The 16923-nt window shown below is 61.9% G+C and carries 16 protein-coding genes; 13 read left to right on the top strand and 3 right to left on the bottom strand.

The annotated features are described in order from the left end of the window. The first annotated feature begins 160 nt into the window (after positions 1-160). The 12 genes from PSN43_RS15355 (at position 161) to PSN43_RS15300 (ending at position 13915) form a co-directional block, all read left to right on the top strand. A complete protein-coding gene (locus tag PSN43_RS15355; protein WP_272701618.1) occupies positions 161-1546 on the top strand; it encodes a sigma-54-dependent transcriptional regulator in 1386 nt (461 codons plus the stop codon). Positions 1547-2006: 460 nt separating this feature from the next. Next, complete coding sequence (locus PSN43_RS15350) at positions 2007-2183, top strand: Flp family type IVb pilin (protein ID WP_269942835.1); 177 nt, start codon at positions 2007-2009, stop codon at positions 2181-2183. 142 nt (positions 2184-2325) lie between these two features. Next, complete coding sequence (locus tag PSN43_RS15345) at positions 2326-2874, top strand: A24 family peptidase (protein WP_272701617.1); 549 nt, start codon at positions 2326-2328, stop codon at positions 2872-2874. Positions 2875-2886: 12 nt separating this feature from the next. Further along, positions 2887-3696, top strand: coding sequence for a Flp pilus assembly protein CpaB (gene cpaB, locus PSN43_RS15340; RefSeq protein ID WP_272701616.1), 810 nt, complete (start codon positions 2887-2889; stop codon positions 3694-3696). Between the two features lie 11 nt (positions 3697-3707). Then, the gene (locus tag PSN43_RS15335) at positions 3708-5135 is read left to right on the top strand and encodes a type II and III secretion system protein family protein (RefSeq protein ID WP_272701615.1); all 1428 of its coding nucleotides are present in this window, start codon (positions 3708-3710) and stop codon (positions 5133-5135) included. 18 nt (positions 5136-5153) lie between these two features. Further along, positions 5154-5438 (top strand): hypothetical protein, encoded by a 285-nt coding sequence (locus tag PSN43_RS15330; protein ID WP_272701614.1) that lies wholly within the window; start codon positions 5154-5156, stop codon positions 5436-5438. Positions 5439-5613: 175 nt separating this feature from the next. Then, on the top strand, positions 5614-6807 hold the full coding sequence (locus tag PSN43_RS15325; protein ID WP_272701613.1) for an AAA family ATPase: 1194 nt from the start codon (positions 5614-5616) through the stop codon (positions 6805-6807). Further along, a complete protein-coding gene (locus PSN43_RS15320) occupies positions 6804-8222 on the top strand; it encodes a CpaF family protein (protein WP_272701612.1) in 1419 nt (472 codons plus the stop codon). The genes PSN43_RS15325 and PSN43_RS15320 overlap by 4 nt, the downstream gene beginning before the upstream one ends. Positions 8223-8225: 3 nt before the next feature. Continuing rightward, positions 8226-9200 (top strand): type II secretion system F family protein, encoded by a 975-nt coding sequence (locus PSN43_RS15315; RefSeq protein ID WP_272701611.1) that lies wholly within the window; start codon positions 8226-8228, stop codon positions 9198-9200. 10 nt (positions 9201-9210) lie between these two features. Continuing rightward, positions 9211-10167, top strand: a complete 957-nt coding sequence (locus PSN43_RS15310) for a type II secretion system F family protein (protein WP_272701610.1) — start codon at positions 9211-9213, stop codon at positions 10165-10167. 25 nt (positions 10168-10192) lie between these two features. Continuing rightward, complete coding sequence (locus PSN43_RS15305; protein WP_272701609.1) at positions 10193-11590, top strand: SPOR domain-containing protein; 1398 nt, start codon at positions 10193-10195, stop codon at positions 11588-11590. Between the two features lie 180 nt (positions 11591-11770). Continuing rightward, positions 11771-13915, top strand: coding sequence for a response regulator (locus PSN43_RS15300; protein WP_336314041.1), 2145 nt, complete (start codon positions 11771-11773; stop codon positions 13913-13915). Positions 13916-13963: 48 nt separating this feature from the next. Here the strand turns inward: PSN43_RS15300 and PSN43_RS15295 are convergent, their stop codons facing one another. Further along, positions 13964-15238, bottom strand: a complete 1275-nt coding sequence (locus PSN43_RS15295; RefSeq protein WP_272701608.1) for an HD-GYP domain-containing protein — start codon at positions 15236-15238, stop codon at positions 13964-13966. Between the two features lie 357 nt (positions 15239-15595). Between PSN43_RS15295 and PSN43_RS15290 the strand changes: the two genes are divergently transcribed. Then, positions 15596-16000 (top strand): hypothetical protein, encoded by a 405-nt coding sequence (locus PSN43_RS15290; RefSeq protein ID WP_272701607.1) that lies wholly within the window; start codon positions 15596-15598, stop codon positions 15998-16000. A gap of 83 nt (positions 16001-16083) precedes the next feature. On the opposite strand, the gene PSN43_RS15285 is transcribed toward PSN43_RS15290, so the two are convergent. Beyond that, positions 16084-16476, bottom strand: coding sequence for a DUF2721 domain-containing protein (locus PSN43_RS15285; RefSeq protein ID WP_272701606.1), 393 nt, complete (start codon positions 16474-16476; stop codon positions 16084-16086). Between the two features lie 212 nt (positions 16477-16688). After that, positions 16689-16923, bottom strand: a 235-nt coding sequence (locus PSN43_RS15280; protein WP_272701605.1) for a hypothetical protein, incomplete at its 5' end; no start/stop codon positions are given.

Below are 16923 nucleotides of genomic sequence, written 5' to 3'. Positions count from 1 at the left end.
TAATAGCTTGTTCTAAAAGACTAAAAAAATTTGTGTAGGGGACGCTTTGGCGTAAGGACAGGCCATGGGCGATCTCGAGTATCTATTTTTTGTGGATAATATTCCCCGATTCCTGTAGGGTGTCGCCACGCGGGGGAGAATACCATCAGGGAGCAGACCTGTGGGCGAAAGAATTCTTGTGGTCGACGACGACCGTGCCTTCCAGGGCATGTTGGTCGAGGCGCTGGTCGAGAACGGCTATGCGGTTGAAACCGCGGCCAGTGCTGAGGAAGGTATCAAGAAGGCCGGGACCACCGCCTTCGAGCTGATTTTACACGACATCCAACTGCCCGGCATGTCCGGGCTCGAAGCCCTGCGGCATCTAGCCGACGTGGCCCCCGGCGTGGACGTTATCGTCATGACCGGCTTCGGCTCCAAGGAGACCGGGATCACGGCCATGCAGCAGGGGGCCTACGACTATTTCGAGAAGCCGTTTTCCCTGCGCGAGATGGCCGTCGTGGTCCGCCGGGCTTTGGAGAAGCGCCATCTTCAGACCGAGCTGGCCGAACTCAAGCGTCACGGCGGTTCCAGTCCCCTGAACGGCATCATCGGGCACAGCGCGCCCATGATGGGAGTCAAGGAACGCATCAGCCGGGTGGCCGAACTCAATGCGGACGTGCTCATCATGGGCGAGACCGGCACGGGCAAGGAGCTGGTGGCGGACACCATTCATGCCCTGAGTTCCCGGGCCAAATCCCCGTTCGTCAAGATCAACTGCGCGGCCATTCCCGAAAACCTCATCGAATCCGAACTGTTCGGCCATGAGAAGGGGGCCTTTACCGGGGCCACGGCCATGAAACAGGGCAAGTTCGAACTGGCCAAGGGCGGTTCCCTCATGCTCGACGAAATCGGCGACATGCCGTTGCACCTCCAGCCCAAGCTCCTGCGCGCCGTGGAGCAGAAACAGGCCGAGCGTGTGGGCGGGGCCAAGCCCATCCACTACGACGTCCGCATCATCGCCGCCACCAACCAGGAACTGGAAGAGCGGGTCAAGGAGGGCGGCTTCCGCAGCGATCTATACTATAGACTGAACGTGGCCACCCTGATTCTGCCGCCCCTTCGCGAACGCAAGTCCGATCTGCCGCAGTTGGCCGAGTTCTTCCTGGATCGCGCCAACCGTCGGCTCGGAACGGACATCGCGGGCGTCTCGCCCGAGGCCATGGAGATATTCTTCAACTATGATTGGCCGGGCAATGTCCGGCAGTTCGCCAACGCCATGGAACGGGCGGCGATCTTCTGCACCTCCGGCCGGATCACCCCGGCCGAGGTGGACCAGGCCTTTTCCAACGCCCGGCCCGCCTCGGACAACGCCGCATACCTGCCCACCGGCGAGGGGCTTCCCCTGAAGCAGGCCCTTGCCGAATACGAGAAGACCCTCATCAAGAACGCCCTGAGAGCGTGCGGCGGGGTCCAGACCGAGGCCGCTTCCGCCCTGGGCGTGTCCGCCAAGAATCTTTGGAACAAGCTCAAGAAACATGGTATCGACCCTGTATTATTCAAGAATTAGCCTCTAATACGTCTTTGTCCGGCCCCCGGCCGGAGTCGTTGCGGCGTAATATCCACATTTTGTGGTTCGGCCACTTTCAGAAAAATCCCTCCCCGCAGGGATTTTTCTGTTTTTAGTGCCTGAAATCAGTGTGTTGCCAACTTCTGCACAAGCCTATCTACAAAAAATGGATAATATATCATACTGAATTTCAAGGAGATACATTGATAAGTTGATCTTTGGCCTTTGGAGGTAGTCCACGAATCGTAGATTCTGCGGTTTTAAAAAGGCCGGAGAAAAGGGCGTGCCAAGGGCGGTGCGGCGGGCCGTAAAAAATATTTCATTTGATTACAGTTGAATACAAACTTTTTTCAAACAAGATTTTCGTTGTGGCACACGGGTTGCTCAATGGTGGGCGTGGCTGGTGCTGAAAGGCACAAATTTTCAAAAGACAAAAATTTACAAACCAAGGAGAACGACAATGACGAAGCTGATGAACCTCATCCGTGACGAAGAAGGCGCAACCGCTATTGAATACGGCCTGATCGCCGCCCTGATCGCCGCCGGTATCGTTACCGCCACTTCCGCCCTCGGCGACCAGGTGGTCTCCACCTTCGAATTCATCAAGACCAAGATGTCCGAGGCTACCGTCCAGTAGGTCTCGCGGAACAAAGCTAACCGTTTAACGGAAGCAGCCAGAGCAGCCGAACCGGGGCTTTCGGGATGGTCCCGTTAGCCCCGATTCTGTCTCCAGGGGAAGTGGAGACGGCAAGCGGCGAATCAGGCGCCTCGGGGGAACCATGGATACTCTCATCACCATCGCGCTCGCGACCGCCCTGGTGACGGCCTCCGTCACCGATCTCAAAAACCAGCGCATTTACAATTGGCTCACATTCCCGCTCATTATCGCGGGATTCGCCACGCACACCGTGTTCGGCGGTTACGCCGGACTGAAGTTCGCCGCAGGCGGCTTCGCCCTCGGTTTCGTGGCCATGGCCATTCCATATTTCATGGGCGTGATGGGTGCGGGCGATGTCAAGCTCATGGCCGGTATCGGCGCATGGCTCGGTCTGGACGCGACGCTGACCGCTTTTCTCTTCACCTGCATCGCGGGCGGCGTCTACGCCCTGGCCGTTCTCGCCTTCAATCCGGAAATCCTCAAGCGGGTCCTGCGCAACATCGTGGCCACCTTTTCTGTGTTCATGGTCAGCCGCCGGTTCGATTTCGCCCCCGTAACCGCTGAAAACGCCATGCCGAGACTGTGCTACGGCCTGGCCATCGCCGTCGGAACCGTGGTCGCCATGGGCCTCCAGGCCTGGCTCACCGGCTCCGTCTACACCGGCTATTAAGGGAGGCGCGCCATGAGCAAGTCCAACAAGGCATTGATTCAGATCGGGCTGGCCCTGGTCCTGGCCATCGTGGCAGGCGTCATGATTTTCCGCTGGACCAGCACCATGAACAAGGCCGTTCCGACAGCCGTGAACGACACCGTCCCCGTGGTCGTGGCCAAGGCCGACCTGGGACGCGGCATCAAGCTGAGCGGCGAGATGCTCGAGGTCCGCATGTTCACCAAGGATTCCCGTCCCTCGGGAGCCTTTTCCGAACTCAAGCAGATCGAGGGCCGCGTGCTCAATCAGCCCGTGGGCATGGGCGACGTCCTGACGCCGCTCAAGCTGGCCGACAAGTCGGTCATGGGCGGCGGCGTGTCCGCGCTCATCACTCCCGGCAAGCGCGCCATGGCCGTCAAGGGCAACAGCGTCATGGGATTGTCCGGCTTCGTCCGTCCCGGCGACAGCGTGGACGTCATCGTCTCCATGACCGTCGGCCGCGAGGAAAAGCCCGTGACCAAGCTGGTCCTGGAGCGGGTCAAGGTCATCGCCACCGGCACCGAGCTGGCTCCTCCCAACGAGGACGGCAGGACCGCGTCGGTTGACGTCTACACCCTGGAGCTGACCCCGACCGAGTCCGAGCGGCTCGCCCTGGCCTCGACCCAGGGAACGCTGCATTTCGCCCTGCGCAATGAACAGGACGAGTCCGAGGTCCGGACCAACGGAGCCACGGTGCCCCAGACCCTGGCCGCCCTTCGTCCCTACCATCAGGTCCGGCAGACCAGGCGCAGCGTCAATATCGAAATCATCACCGGCACAAACCGCTCGTCGGTAAAGTTTTAGGAGCGTGAGTGATGAAGAAAAACGGAATCATACAATACACCCTGGTAGTCCTGCTGGCCTGCCTGGTCCTGCTGACCGCCACCGCGGCCGGCGCCCGGGTGGTCAAGTCGGACAGGCCCGACAACATTTCCATGATAGTCGGCGAGTCCACCGTCATCACCACCGACAAGAACGTAAGCCGGATTTCCCTCGGCTCGGATACCGTGTGTTCCATCGTCGTCATCTCGCCCCGGCAGGTATACCTGACCGCCAACCAGATCGGCGCGACCACCCTGACCCTGTGGGCGGGCGAGGAAGTCTCGGAAATCTACGACGTCTCCGTCGACCCTGACACCACCCGACTGAAGCGGATGATCTACGAATTGCTTCCCAACGAGAGCAATGTCCGCGTGCTGACCTCCGGCGGCGTCATCACCCTGTCCGGCTACGTGTCCAACACGGCGAATCTCTCGTCGGTCCTGGCCCTGGCCGAAGCGGCCGCTCCGGGCAAGGTGGTCAATCTCATGACCGTGGACGGCATCCAGCAGGTCATGCTGGAAGTGCGCGTGGCCGAGATGTCCCGCTCCGTGACCAAGCGGCTGGGCATCAACTTCGCGGCCACCGGGTCCAATTTTTCCATCTACTCCATCATCAACAACCTGACTCGGTACAACTCCGACGACAATGTCTTCGAGCTGACCGACAACATCAACTTCACCGCCAATTATCAAACCGGCAGCACCTCCTTGCTGGGCATGATCGACGCGCTCAAGGCCAACGGCCTGATCCGCGTCCTGGCCGAGCCGAACCTGACCTGCGTGTCCGGCGAATCCGCCGAGTTCCTGGTGGGCGGCGAGATACCGCTGCCCATGCCCGGCGCTCTGGGAACCGTGGGCATCGTCTTCAAGCCGTTTGGCATCGGGTTGAAGTTCACGGCCACGGTCATGGGCTCCGGCCGCATCAACCTCCAGGTCAACCCCGAGGTCTCCGAGCTGGATTATTCCAAGGTCCTGAGCATCGACGGTTACGAGATTCCCAGCCTGACCACCCGTCGGGCCAACACCGTCGTCGAACTGGGCGACGGGCAGTCCTTCGCCATCGCCGGGCTCATCAGCGATTCCCTCAGGGAGAACAGCAGCAAGTTCCCGGTGCTGGGTGAAGTCCCGGTGCTCGGCAGCCTGTTCAGCTCCAAGGATTTCGCTTCCAACAAGACCGAACTGGTGGTGCTCGTCACCGCGCATCTGGCCAAGCCCGTGGACAGGAATTCCATGACTCTGCCCACCGACGATTTCCAGGCCCCGGACGACACCGAGTTTTATCTGATGGGTCTTCTCGAAGGGCGCGGGAAGCCTTCGGAGAAGTCCGCTCCCGCATCCGGCGGTTCGCCTGCCGGGCCCGAGGTCGTGGTGCGGCCCGAGAACGGATTCGACGGCGAGTTCGGCCATTCCTGGCCCAAGTAAAGCGAGATTGGAGGAGCCATGAAAAATATCATCATCTACCTCGGCATGATCGCCATCATGCTTCAGGCCGGTTGCGGCACCATGTTCGAGAGCGAGCCCACCACACCCGACTTCGGCAGCTCGGTGCGGAGCGTCATGTTGAGCCAGACGGCGAACCCCGAAGCGGGGCAGGACGACGCCCCGGTGGTCGGCCTTGACGGCCGCTACGCCGCGAAGGTTGCGGAGAACTACAACAAGGGTCCCCGCGACAAGACCGAACGGAACAGACCGTCCATGTTCGGCGTGGTGGATACGAAGTTGTGACGCGCCGGGGCGGTGTCGGGCACGGGCGCGGGCTGATCGCCACGCTCCCGGCGTCCCATCCGCCCGACAACGGCCGGACATTGTTTTGAAAACAGGCGGTCCCGCGGGGAAGACGATGGCCGGAAGGCCGTGGTTGTCGGGATCGAACAGACAAGGATAGGGGAAAGGGGGAACCATGAACAGCAGAGTGATACCCATATCGCTGGCAGTCATCGACAAGGAGCAGCGGGATCGTCTGGAAAAGATGATCGACGCCAATCCCATGGTTCGGCTGGCAGCCGACGATTCGGACGAGATGGGCGTGCTCATCTACGAGCCCGGCGACTCCGTCGAGGAGGACATGCCGCACATCATCCACGCCCTGGAGTCCGGTCAGGCCGAAGACGTCTACCTGACGGGCAGCGCCGCCGACCCCGAAATCCTTATTCGGGCCATGCGTAGCGGCATTCGCGAATTTCTGGAATTTCCCGTGGCCGAGAACGACCTGCGCGCGGCTGTCCTGCGCACCGCCATGCGCACGAGCCTGGGCGTGGACGAAACGGACAAGGGGCGCATCCTCACCGTCATGGGCTGCAAGTCCGGCATGGGGACCACCACCCTGGCCGTGAACCTGGCCTGCGTCCTGAACGAGAGCGCCCCCGGCCGCACGGTGCTTCTGGATCTCCGCCAGCCCATGGGCGAGACGCCCTATTTCCTGGACCTCAAGTACGATTACACCTGGGGCGACCTGGTTGCCGACATCTCCCGGCTGGACGCCACCTATCTGCGCAGCGTCATGGCGGAACACGAATCCGGCCTGCACGTCCTGCCCGGCCCGGTTTCCGCGGATCGGCCTGACGCCCAGACCCTGCTCCTCATTCTGGAACAGCTCCGCAGCGGATACGATTTCGTGGTAGTGGACGCTTCCACCCCCGGCGACGACGAGCTTCCCAAGGAAGTGGAGCTGGCGGATTCCATCCTGCTGACCATGCAGCTTTCCCTGCCGTGCCTGGCTCATGTGGCCCGGTTGGTCGATTCCCTCGGCGGGCAGGACCCGGACACGGACCGGAGGCTGCGAGTGATCGCCAACCGCGTGACCCGCAACGCCTCCATCGGCATCGCCGAGGCGGCCGAGGTCCTGGGCCGCGAGATAGCCTGGGCCATTCCCGAGGACGGAGAGCCCGTTCTTTCGGCCATCAATCAGGGCACCCCGCTGATCCAGGCCTTCCCCAAGTCGTCCTCGGCCAAGGCCGTACGGGCAGTGGCCAAGGGCTTCGCGCCCGAAGCGAAGAAGGCGGGCAAGGGCTTCGGCCTGCCGTTCGCCTCTTTCTTCCGCAAAAAGGGCAAGGACTCGGACACCAATGACAATCTGGCGGGAGCGGCATTATGAACCTCGCGGAACGATTGAACAGAAACGCGGTCAGGCGCAGCGCCTCCGCCGCCGCTCCGGCGGCGGCCAAGCCCAAGGCCAAGATCAAGGCGAAGGCAGAGCCCCAGACCGTCAAGGCCGAGGCCGCCGAACATTATTTCGACATCAAGACCCGCATTCACGACCGGCTTATCGACATGATCGACCTCTCGCTCCTGGACTCCCTGGCCGAGTCGGAGATGCGCAGCGAGATCGGCAAGGTCACCGAGGGGCTGCTTTGGGGCGAGTTCCGCAACGCGCCGCTGAACCTGGCCGAGCGCAAGCGGATGCTGGCCGAGATCCAGGACGAGGTCATCGGCCTGGGGCCGCTGGAGCCCTACGTGCAGGACCCCACGGTCAACGATATCCTGGTCAACGGCTACAGGCAGATATACGTCGAGCGGTCGGGCAAGCTCGAATTGACTCCGGCCCGGTTCAAGGACGACGACCATCTGCGCAAGATCATCGACCGCATCGTTTCCCGGGTGGGACGGCGCATCGACGAATCCCAGCCTTTGTGCGACGCCCGTCTGCTCGACGGCTCGCGCGTCAACGCGGTGATTCCTCCGTTGGCCATCGACGGCCCGTCGCTCTCCATCCGTAAATTTTCCAAGGACCCGCTGGAAGTGGCCGACCTCATCGGCTTCAACTCCCTGACGCCGGAAATGGCCATGCTCATGAAGGGCATCGTGCAGACCCAGCTCAACGTGCTCATCTCCGGCGGCACCGGCTCGGGCAAGACCACGCTGCTCAACTGCCTGTCGCGCAACGTGCCCGAGGACGAGCGCATCGTGACCATCGAGGACGCGGCGGAATTGCAGCTCAAGCAGGAGCATCTGGTCCGTCTGGAGACCCGCCCGGCCAACATCGAGGGGCGCGGCGAGATCACCATGCGCGATCTGGTCAAGAACTGCCTGCGTATGCGCCCCGACCGCATCATCGTCGGCGAGGTCCGCTCGGCCGAGGCCCTGGACATGCTCCAGGCCATGAACACCGGTCACGACGGCTCGCTGACCACCATTCACGCCAACACCCCGCGCGACGCGCTCATGCGTCTCGAAACCATGATCTCCATGGCCGGGCTGAATCTCAACGCCCTTTCCATGAAGCGCTACATCTCCTCGGCCATCGACGTCATCATCCAGGCCACCAGGCTTGTGGACGGCACCAGGAAGGTCATTTCCATCCAGGAAGTGACCGGCATGGAAGGGGAGATGATAACCATGCAGGAGATTTTCGCCTTCGAGCAGACCGGCATGAGCCCGGAAGGCAAAGTCGAAGGGTACTTCACCGCCCGGGGCATCCGGCCCAAGTTCGCCGAGAAGCTGGAGCGCATGGGATTCCCGTTCCCTGCGGAGATGTTCAACGTGACCCCCCGGCCCGCGAGGAAGGAGTAAGCCATGACCATGACCGTCGTCATCGCCGCGGTAGGCGTGCTTTTCGTCTTCCTGCTCGTCATGGGTATCGGTTCGCTCATGCAGTCCGGTTCCGACAAGGTCGACCGCCGGGTCAAGAACCGTCTCCGCTCTATGGCCATTTCCGCCGATCTCAATGCGGCTTCCGTGGACCTGGTCCTGCGCGAGTCCGCCATGAGCGAGGTGCCGATGTTCAACCGGCTCCTCGAAAACATGCGCTGGTCCGCCAAGTTCAGCAGGCTCATGTATCAGGCGGACGCCAAGGGCGCTCCGGGCATGTACCTGCTCCTTTGCATGTTGCTGGCGGTCGTCGGATTTTACGCGGGCAGCTTCTCCGGAAGGCTGTGGGTTTCGCTGGCTGCGGCCATCCTGCTCGGCAACATCCCGGTCTGGCTCCTCATGAGCAAGAAGCGCAAGCGCATGGACCGGTTCCAGAAGCAGCTCCCCGAGGCCCTTGATCTCATGGCGCGTGCGCTCAAGGCCGGACATACCTTCGGCGGCGGAATGCGCATGGTGGCCGACGAGTTCGACGGCCCCATCGGGCCCGAGTTCGGCAAGACCCTGGATGAAATCAACTACGGCATGGACGTGGACCGCGCTCTCTCCAACCTGCAGGAGCGGGTGGACTGCCCGGACCTCAAGTTCTTCGTCGTCTCGGTGAACATCCAGCGCGAAACCGGCGGCAACCTGGCCGAAATCATCGCCAAGATAGCCGCCCTGGTGCGCGAGCGGTTCGCCCTGTTCGGCAAGATTCGAGTGCTCTCGGCGGAAGGGCGGGTGTCCGCATACATCCTCGTGGCCCTGCCGTTCCTGCTGACCGGCATCCTGTACGTGGTCAACCCGGATTACGTCAGTCTGCTGTGGACCCGGGAACTTGGTCAGAACATGGTCTGGGCCGCAATCATTTCCACGGTCTTCGGCGCGCTCATCATCCGCAAGATCATCAAGATCAAGGTGTAGGGAGGACGGCATGAACGATCAGATTCTTCCCCTGTTCGCGGCGGGTATCGGCTTCGTCTCCGTGCTCCTGGCCGGATATGGACTCATGGGCTACCTGAGCGGCGCAAGCGATTCAGCGCGGCTCAAGGAGCGGGTCTCGGGCACGGCCGTAAAGCGGTCCGACGCCCTGACCGCGCCGTTGGGCAACGCCATGAAGAGATTCGCGGAATTGTTCGGCAGGCTGGGCACCAAGATCGGTCCCACCGAGGCCGCCGAGATCGACAAGAGTCGTCTGCGCCTCATCCAGGCCGGGCTGCGCAAGCCCGATTCGTACAAGATTTTCCAGGGTCTCAAAGGCTTTCTGGCCGTGGGGCTGGGCGGAGGCTTCCTCCTCTTCCGGTTCTTGTTCATGCCCGACATGGCCCTGCCGATGACCGGCTTCGGTTTCGTCCTTTTGGCCGCCGTCGGTGTGTACGGCCCCGAGTACTGGCTGAGCAAGAAGATATCCAGGCGCAAGATGGATGTGGGCGATGAACTGCCCGACGCGCTTGATCTTCTCGTGGTCTGCGTGGAGTCCGGCATGGGCCTGGACCAGGCCGTGGACCGCGTCTGTCAGGAAATGAGAACCTCCGGGCCGATCATCAGTTCCGAATTCAAACTGCTCACCCTGGAGCTGCGTGCGGGCAAGTCCCGCGTCGAGGCGCTCCGTTCCATGGCCGAACGGGTGGGGCTGGACGACCTGAACAGCCTTACCTCCCTGCTCATCCAGGCCGACGCCTTCGGCATCAGCGTCGGGCGGACCCTCCGGGTCTATTCGGACGCCATGCGCGTCAAGCGCTCCCAGCGCGCCGAGGAAAAAGCCGCGAAGATGCCGGTGCTGCTGCTCCTGCCGCTCGTGACATTCATTCTTCCGTCCCTGTTCGTGGCCATCCTCGGACCGGCGGTCATCATGAGCTTGGATATGTTCGTCGAGATGAACAAACAATAGCGCGGAACCGTAAAGGAGAACAAAAATGAAGAAGCTTTTCATCCTGGCAGTTGTTGTTATCGCCGGGCTCGCCCTGTCCGGTTGCGCGAACAAGTCCCTCAACGACAAGACCTTCGACGAACTGGCCTATGGCGACGATTCCTCGATCAATCTGACAAGCGAGCAGCATGAGCAGGTCGGCGACGGCTATTCCCGCCGCGCCAAGCCCGAGATGGCCATGGTGCATTTCAACAAGGCCATAGAGCTCGACAACGGCAACCTCGCGGCCCGCATCAAGCGCGGCAATCTGCTGCTCTCCCAGGGGCTGGATGAACAGGCCCTGGCGGAATTCAATACGGTCCTCAAGATGGCCCCGGACCACGCCATCGCCAACGAAGCCGCCGGCTGCGTGTACTTTCGGGCCGGGCTGTACGGCGAGGCCGAGACGCATCTGAGCCGCGCCGTGTCCCTTAATCCCATGCTCTGGAAGGCCCACAATTTCCTGGGAATCCTGTATGACCGCGCAGGCCGCTACGAAAAGGCCGCCGAAGAGTTCTCCGCCGCCCTCGAATTGCATCAGGGCAACGGCGCGGAGGATATCTACAACAATCTGGGCGTGGTTTACATCGCCCGCCAGCAATACGACAAGGCGGTTGAAACGTTCCGCCTGGCATTGAAGAACGGGGGCGTTTCCGCCCGCACCTACAACAACCTCGGTCTCGCCCTCGCCCGCTCGGGCCGCCTGGACGAGGCCATCGAATCCTTCAAGTACGCCGGTGGCGAAGCCAAGGCCAACAACAATCTCGGGTACGTCCTGCTGACGGAAAACCAGCCGGGCATGGCCGTACCGTATTTCGAGAAGGCGCTTGAGCTGTCCCCCCGCTACTATGTGAAGGCCGCCGATAACCTGAAGCGCGCCCGACTGTCGGCCCGCTTCCAGGATACCGGCAACCAATTCAGTGGTTCCACCCCGAACCCTCTGCTTCGTCAGTCCTTCCCCGACCCGAAGCAGAACCCCGGCGAGCCTGTGGCATCTCCCGCGTCCGCAGGCTCGCCTTCCTCCTCCGTGGCGGTCGTCGAGACCTCGGAAACGATCGTCGAGGCTCCGAAAACGGTCATCACGACGGCCGTGAAGGAGGAGGGTTCCGGGGGTGAGAATATAACTTCCCGGCAGAAGTCCTATGGACTGCACGTCAGCTCCTGGAACAACCGCAAGAACGCCGTCGCCCATTGCGAGGAGCTCCGCAGGCAGGGATTCGAAACCTGGATCAACCAGGTCGACCTCGCCGACAAGGGCGTCTGGTATCGCGTTCTGGTGGGCAACTTCGCCTCGGCCAGGGAGGCCCGTGCCGAACGAGCCGACGTGCTGGCCATCCTGAACCTCGATAACGCGCAGGTCTACGAGCGCACGGACTCCATGCCCGCCGCTTCTGCGCAGCTTTAGTCCCGGCCAATGGCCTTGAAAGGCACCGGTCCACACGACACCCCGGAACGGTCGGCGTCCGCCGACCCGACCGGGGTGCCTGCCGCATGGTTCAACCTTCCCTTTTTCGGTGGATTTCCGTATGTTGCATTAAAAGACATGATGCACGTTTCGGGCCTGAACCGACCTGGGAGACACAATTTGGCCGAACGCACCAACCGCTTCCGCGTTCTCACCGTGGACCATGACGAGTCCATGCGTATGCTTTACCGCGATATCCTCTGCTACGAGAGCGAGGAGCCGTCGGCCCTGGAGGCGTTGTTCGGCGACGACGCGCGCCTGCCGTCCCGGGAGGAGATCGACGAGGACGCGGTCCGGCCGGTTTTCGAAGTGGTCCAGGCAATGGATGCCGAGAGCGGGTATATGGCCATGGAACACTCCATCGCCAGGGGCGAGCCGTTCTCCATCGCGCTCGTCGACATTCATCTTTCCGATCTGGGCGCGGCGTTGAGCGGCCTCGAACTGGCCGAGAGCCTGCGGAGCCTGGACCCGAACGTGGAAATCGTGCTCCTTTCGGCCCGCCACGATGTTCCACTCAAGGAATTCAACAAGAGGGTCCAGCCGCCCGAGAAGCTGCTCTTCGTCCAGAAACCGTTCCGCTCCCCGGAGCTGAAGCAGATCGCCTTGTCCCTCGGTTCCAAGTGGGATGCGGAAAATCGGCTGCGGGACCTGAACGAGACCCTGGCCAGCAAGGTCGAGGCCCGGACCAGCGAACTCAATGCGGCCAACAGGCGGCTGCGGCTGGACATAGCCAAACGCGCGGCGGTCCTGCGCGAGTTGCAGGCTTCGGAGAAGCGCTACCGGCTGCTTTTCGAGAGGAACATCACCGGCAACTTCGCGGCCGACCCGGACGGCGGCATTCTGGACTGCAACGCGACGTTTGCCGAAATGTTCAACTTCCTTTCGCCCAGGGACGCCCTGGGAGCGAACATCTTCGAACTGTGGGACCGGGCCGGGGGCGGGGAGCCCCTGCGCGACCTGCTGGCCGTTCCCGGGCGCATGTCCAATCAGGAGGTAGTCTTCACGCGCGGCGCGCTCAGGCGGCATCTTCTGGTCAGTTGCGACACGGTGACCGACGCCGAGGGCGAGCCGGTTGAGGTTCGCGGTTATCTTTTCGACATCTCCGAGCCCAAGCGGCTCGAGGAGCAGTTGCGTCAATCCCAGAAGATGGAAGCCCTGGGCACCCTGGCCGGGGGTATCGCCCACGACTTCAACAACATCCTGGGCGTCATTCTGGGCTACGCGGAGATCATCGAGTCGTCCGCCGAGCCTGATTCCGGCCTGGAGCGGCGTATTCAGGAGATATCCAGGGCGGGCCGCCGGGCGCGCGACCTGGTCACGCAGATTCTCAATTTCTCCCGGCAAGGGCCGCAGGAACGGCACTCCATGACCCTGACTCCGCTCATCAAGGAGGCCCTGAAACTGCTCAGGTCCAGCGTGCCCTCCAACGTGGAGATCATCACCCGGTTCGAAACCGACCGGGATCAGGTCATGGCCGATCCCACCCAGATGCATCAGATTCTGCTCAACCTCTGCGGCAACGCCTCCCAGGCCATGCAGGTGACGGGCGGAGCCATGACCCTGACCCTGGCCGATGTGCGTCCCGACGATCCCGTGCTGCCGCCGGGCGATTTGGGCAAGGCCGAGCGGTTCGTGCGGCTGACCGTGGCGGATACGGGACCGGGAATCGACCCCGACGTGGCCGAGCGCGTCTTCGACCCCTTCTTCACCACCAAGAAGCAGGGGGAGGGGACCGGCATGGGGCTGGCCATGGTCCACGGCATCGTCAAGCGGCATGACGGCTATGTGGAGCTGGAAAACCGGCCGGGCAGCGGCGCGGCCTTCCATGTTTTCCTGCCGCGCAGTTCCGAGACCGAGCGTCCGGACGCGGACATTCCCGCCGATCTGGTGTTCCGCGAGGGGCGCATCCTGTTCGTGGACGACGAGAAGCCGCTCACGGACATCGGCCGCGAGATGCTGGAGTCCTTCGGATTCCAGGTGGTCACGCGCACATCCTCCATCGAGGCACTGGAAGCCTTCAAGTTCCGGGCCGACGATTTCGACCTGATAATCACCGATCAATCCATGCCCAACATGACCGGCATGGAGTTCGCCCGCGAGGTCTTGAAGATTCGCGCGGACATCCCGATCATACTGTGCACGGGCTTTTCCGATGCGGTGTCCTACGACCGGCTGCGCGACATCGGCATCGGCGACTTCATCATGAAGCCAATCCTCAAGCACGATCTGATGGCTTCCATCAGCCGTCTGCTGTCCGGCGAATAACGCCGCTGGGAGTAGGAGGAACCGGGACGGAACGCGTCCCGGGCCGGGCTACGCGGGGTCCACGTAGTAGGTGATGCGTGTACGCGGGGAGAGGTATTCGAGCATTTCCGGGGAGAGCTGGGCGAGACGGATGGATTTTTCCACGCGCAGGTCCGGCTCGTCGGCCAGGTCCACGATGAGGGCTTCCTTCTTGGGCACGTCCGGATCGTAGAGCATCACGCTCGGGTTGAGCTGGTTCTTGGGGTTTACGGCCATGACCATGCCCACCTCGCCGTTGGACAGCTCCACAACGGTGCCGGGCGGGTATACGCCCAGGCAGCGGATGAACAGGGCGAGCAACTGGACGTCGAAGAGGTGCTTCTGCTGCCCGAACATATAGGACAGGGCCAGGTAGGGCGTCAGGGACTCCATGGGATCGGGCCGGTTGCAGTGGTTGTCGTAGGCGTCCGCAATGGCCACCATGCGGGCCAGCCGGTCTATCTTGTCTCCGGCAAGCTTCTGGGGAAAGCCCGAACCGTCCATGCGTTCGTGGTGTTGGGCCGTCACCGTGGCCGCCTCGCGCGGGAAGACGTCGATCGCCGCCAGCATGGCCGCGCCGTGGGCGGGGTGCCGTTCGATGAGTTCCTTTTCCGGCCGGGTCAACTCGCCGCGCTTCTTCAGTATCTTCTTCGGGATGCGGTCCTTGCCGATGTCGTGGAACAGTGCGCCCAGCCCCAGAATGGTCATTTCCTCTTCGGAAAGACCGGCCTCCTTGCCCACGATCATGGACAGCACGGCCACGTTCATGGGGTGCGAGTACGCGGATTCGCCCCGATCCACCACGTTCATCAGGTGCAGGGTGGATTCGCGGTCGTCCAGGAAATAGCCGGTCATGCGCGAGACGAAACGCACGGCGTCGCCGACCGAATCGGCCTGCCCGGCGGTCACGCCCTTGAGGATGTCGTTGAAGGCCTTGATGCAGGCGTTGAAGCGCTCCTCGCATTGGGCGATGCGCTCTTTCTTCCGTTTCAGCCTGCGGGTGCGCTCCTTCTTGACCTCCCACAGCCGGTCGATGACTTCGCGGGGCACGGGCTCGGATTCGGGCCGGGCCGTTTCCCCGCCCTTGGCCGGGACGGCGGGCAGGACGTCGCATTTCTCAGGGATGCAGATTACATGGGTAATGCCCAGGCTCCGTAGGAGGGCTATCTGGTCATCGTCCCTGATCTTGAAGTTGCTGAAAAGGAACGGGTGCTCGAACCAGTTGGTTTCTTCCAGCCGGATGAAGACGCCCGGCTTGAGCTGGGCAACCGAGATGCGGAGTTCGGGCACGTTTTTGTCCACCATGGGCGGGAATATACAACATTGCGAAGTTCCCGACAACACTTAAGGAAGAAATGTTTGTTTAAACGCTTGATTAATAACGAGTTCATTAAGTTTATGTCCGTTATCCACGATTTTATACGGCCCGTTGTCCCGCGTCGGCCGGGACTTGAGCCGACTCGCCTTTTCCCGGAAAAGCGTTGCCAATATGTCCCAAATGGTTTAATTCTGTGTTTACAGGCAGGTTTTCCACATTCTTTCATGTTGGAAAAATTGAATTAAGGCGGTCTATTTGTCATGACGAAGGGCGCAGGCTCCGGGAGACGCTTTCCGGTCGGCTTTTTTGCAGTCTTCTTCTTTTTCGCAGCCGTTGGCGGGCTGGTGTATTTCCAGACCGATTTCTTCCGTGGCGGTTCTCCCGAGCGCGGCCTGTCGGGGCTGGTCTTCGTCAGGGGGACGGTCTCCCTCGACCGGCTGGCTTTGTCCGACCGGGAGGTCGAGGACATCAACCGGGCCGTGGAGAAATATCGCGACACGTTTACCGGTGTGATCCTCACGGTGGATACGGTGGGGCGCGTGGACGATATAACCCCGTCGACGGTGCTGGTCTTCGCCGTGGAGTTGCAGACCAACGGCGACCTGGTGGTCAAGTCGTGGAGCCGCAAGGTCCCGCGCGGCAAGATGGTCTCCCAACTGGTCGGCTACATGGGCAAGGCCGCAGGAGAGTACAAGGAGTTCAAGCGGTTTCCCGACGTCAAACAGAATTTCAAGACTTTGTATATCTAGCCGCTGAAAGATGTTCGCCGAAAGGCCCCGGACAATCGTCCGGGGCCTTTTTTATTTTGCTTCATTCCTCGCGGCGCATTGGGTCAGCGTCGCTCCATGTCCTGAAGGAGAATGTCGAGGGCCTGGATGGAAATGCGGATTTCCAGGAATGAATAGAGCATGGAGACTATCAGGAAGAGGAGGCTTGCGCCGAACAGGATCTGCCCCGCGAGCATGAATTCCTGGAAAATGCAGACCATGGCGAAGATGCAGGCGAGCATGGACAGGACGCCGTATACCTGCATGTTCCGTATCATGCGCACTCGCGTCCGCAGATTGTCGATCTGGGCCAGAATGGATTTGTCCGGCGACCGCCGATATTCGTCGTGCAGGGTGCGGATGCGCGCCGCCAGCGAGAGGAAGCGGTTGGTGAAGGCGAGCATGAACAGGGAGATGGCGGGGAAGAGCAGGGCCGGAGTGGTGACGGTCATCTGCATTGGGGCCTCGTTCCGCGTTTCGGCCGTCCGGCCGGGCGCGTGTCTGGATAGCGGGTTAGGGGAAATGGTCCGGCTTTTCGGTGCGGAAGCCCGGACATTCGAATGCTAGCCGATCGGATGGCGGAAGTAAATCGGCCCGGACCGGGCGGTCCCGTGAAAAAAAGGCCGGGCGCGATCGCGTCCGGCCTTTGTCTTCGTCTCGATTTGTCCGTCTATCCCTGCGGCCTGGAGATGCCGACGGTGACGGTTTTTGCCTGGTGGCGGATGGTGTCGATGGGGCGGGTCATTTCCTCGATGGCCTTGTTGAGGACGGTGAGGATGTCGGCCAGGCGCGCCTCGGTGGCGCAAATGGCCTCGGACTGGTTGACCAGCCAGAGCATGTAGTTGGCCAGGGACGAGGCCACCCGGGCGGGCAGGGCCGAATCCGTGGCACCGGAGGCGATCCGC

This window comes from Desulfovibrio sp. Fe33 (assembly GCF_028532725.1).
Lineage (GTDB): Bacteria > Desulfobacterota > Desulfovibrionia > Desulfovibrionales > Desulfovibrionaceae > Pseudodesulfovibrio.
Note: the sequence above shows the minus strand (reverse complement) of the source record. Positions and strands in the feature narration are given on the sequence as shown.

Coding starts and splice junctions, on each gene's coding strand:
- PSN43_RS15305 (WP_272701609.1), top strand. CDS start 10,193: ATGAAGAAGCTTTTCATCCTGGCAGTTGTTGTTATCGCCGGGCTCGCC.
- PSN43_RS15315 (WP_272701611.1), top strand. CDS start 8,226: ATGACCATGACCGTCGTCATCGCCGCGGTAGGCGTGCTTTTCGTCTTC.
- PSN43_RS15320 (WP_272701612.1), top strand. CDS start 6,804: ATGAACCTCGCGGAACGATTGAACAGAAACGCGGTCAGGCGCAGCGCC.
- PSN43_RS15345 (WP_272701617.1), top strand. CDS start 2,326: ATGGATACTCTCATCACCATCGCGCTCGCGACCGCCCTGGTGACGGCC.
- PSN43_RS15350 (WP_269942835.1), top strand. CDS start 2,007: ATGACGAAGCTGATGAACCTCATCCGTGACGAAGAAGGCGCAACCGCT.
- PSN43_RS15285 (WP_272701606.1), bottom strand. CDS start 16,476: ATGCAGATGACCGTCACCACTCCGGCCCTGCTCTTCCCCGCCATCTCC.
- PSN43_RS15310 (WP_272701610.1), top strand. CDS start 9,211: ATGAACGATCAGATTCTTCCCCTGTTCGCGGCGGGTATCGGCTTCGTC.
- PSN43_RS15325 (WP_272701613.1), top strand. CDS start 5,614: ATGAACAGCAGAGTGATACCCATATCGCTGGCAGTCATCGACAAGGAG.
- cpaB (WP_272701616.1), top strand. CDS start 2,887: ATGAGCAAGTCCAACAAGGCATTGATTCAGATCGGGCTGGCCCTGGTC.
- PSN43_RS15330 (WP_272701614.1), top strand. CDS start 5,154: ATGAAAAATATCATCATCTACCTCGGCATGATCGCCATCATGCTTCAG.
- PSN43_RS15295 (WP_272701608.1), bottom strand. CDS start 15,238: ATGGTGGACAAAAACGTGCCCGAACTCCGCATCTCGGTTGCCCAGCTC.
- PSN43_RS15335 (WP_272701615.1), top strand. CDS start 3,708: ATGAAGAAAAACGGAATCATACAATACACCCTGGTAGTCCTGCTGGCC.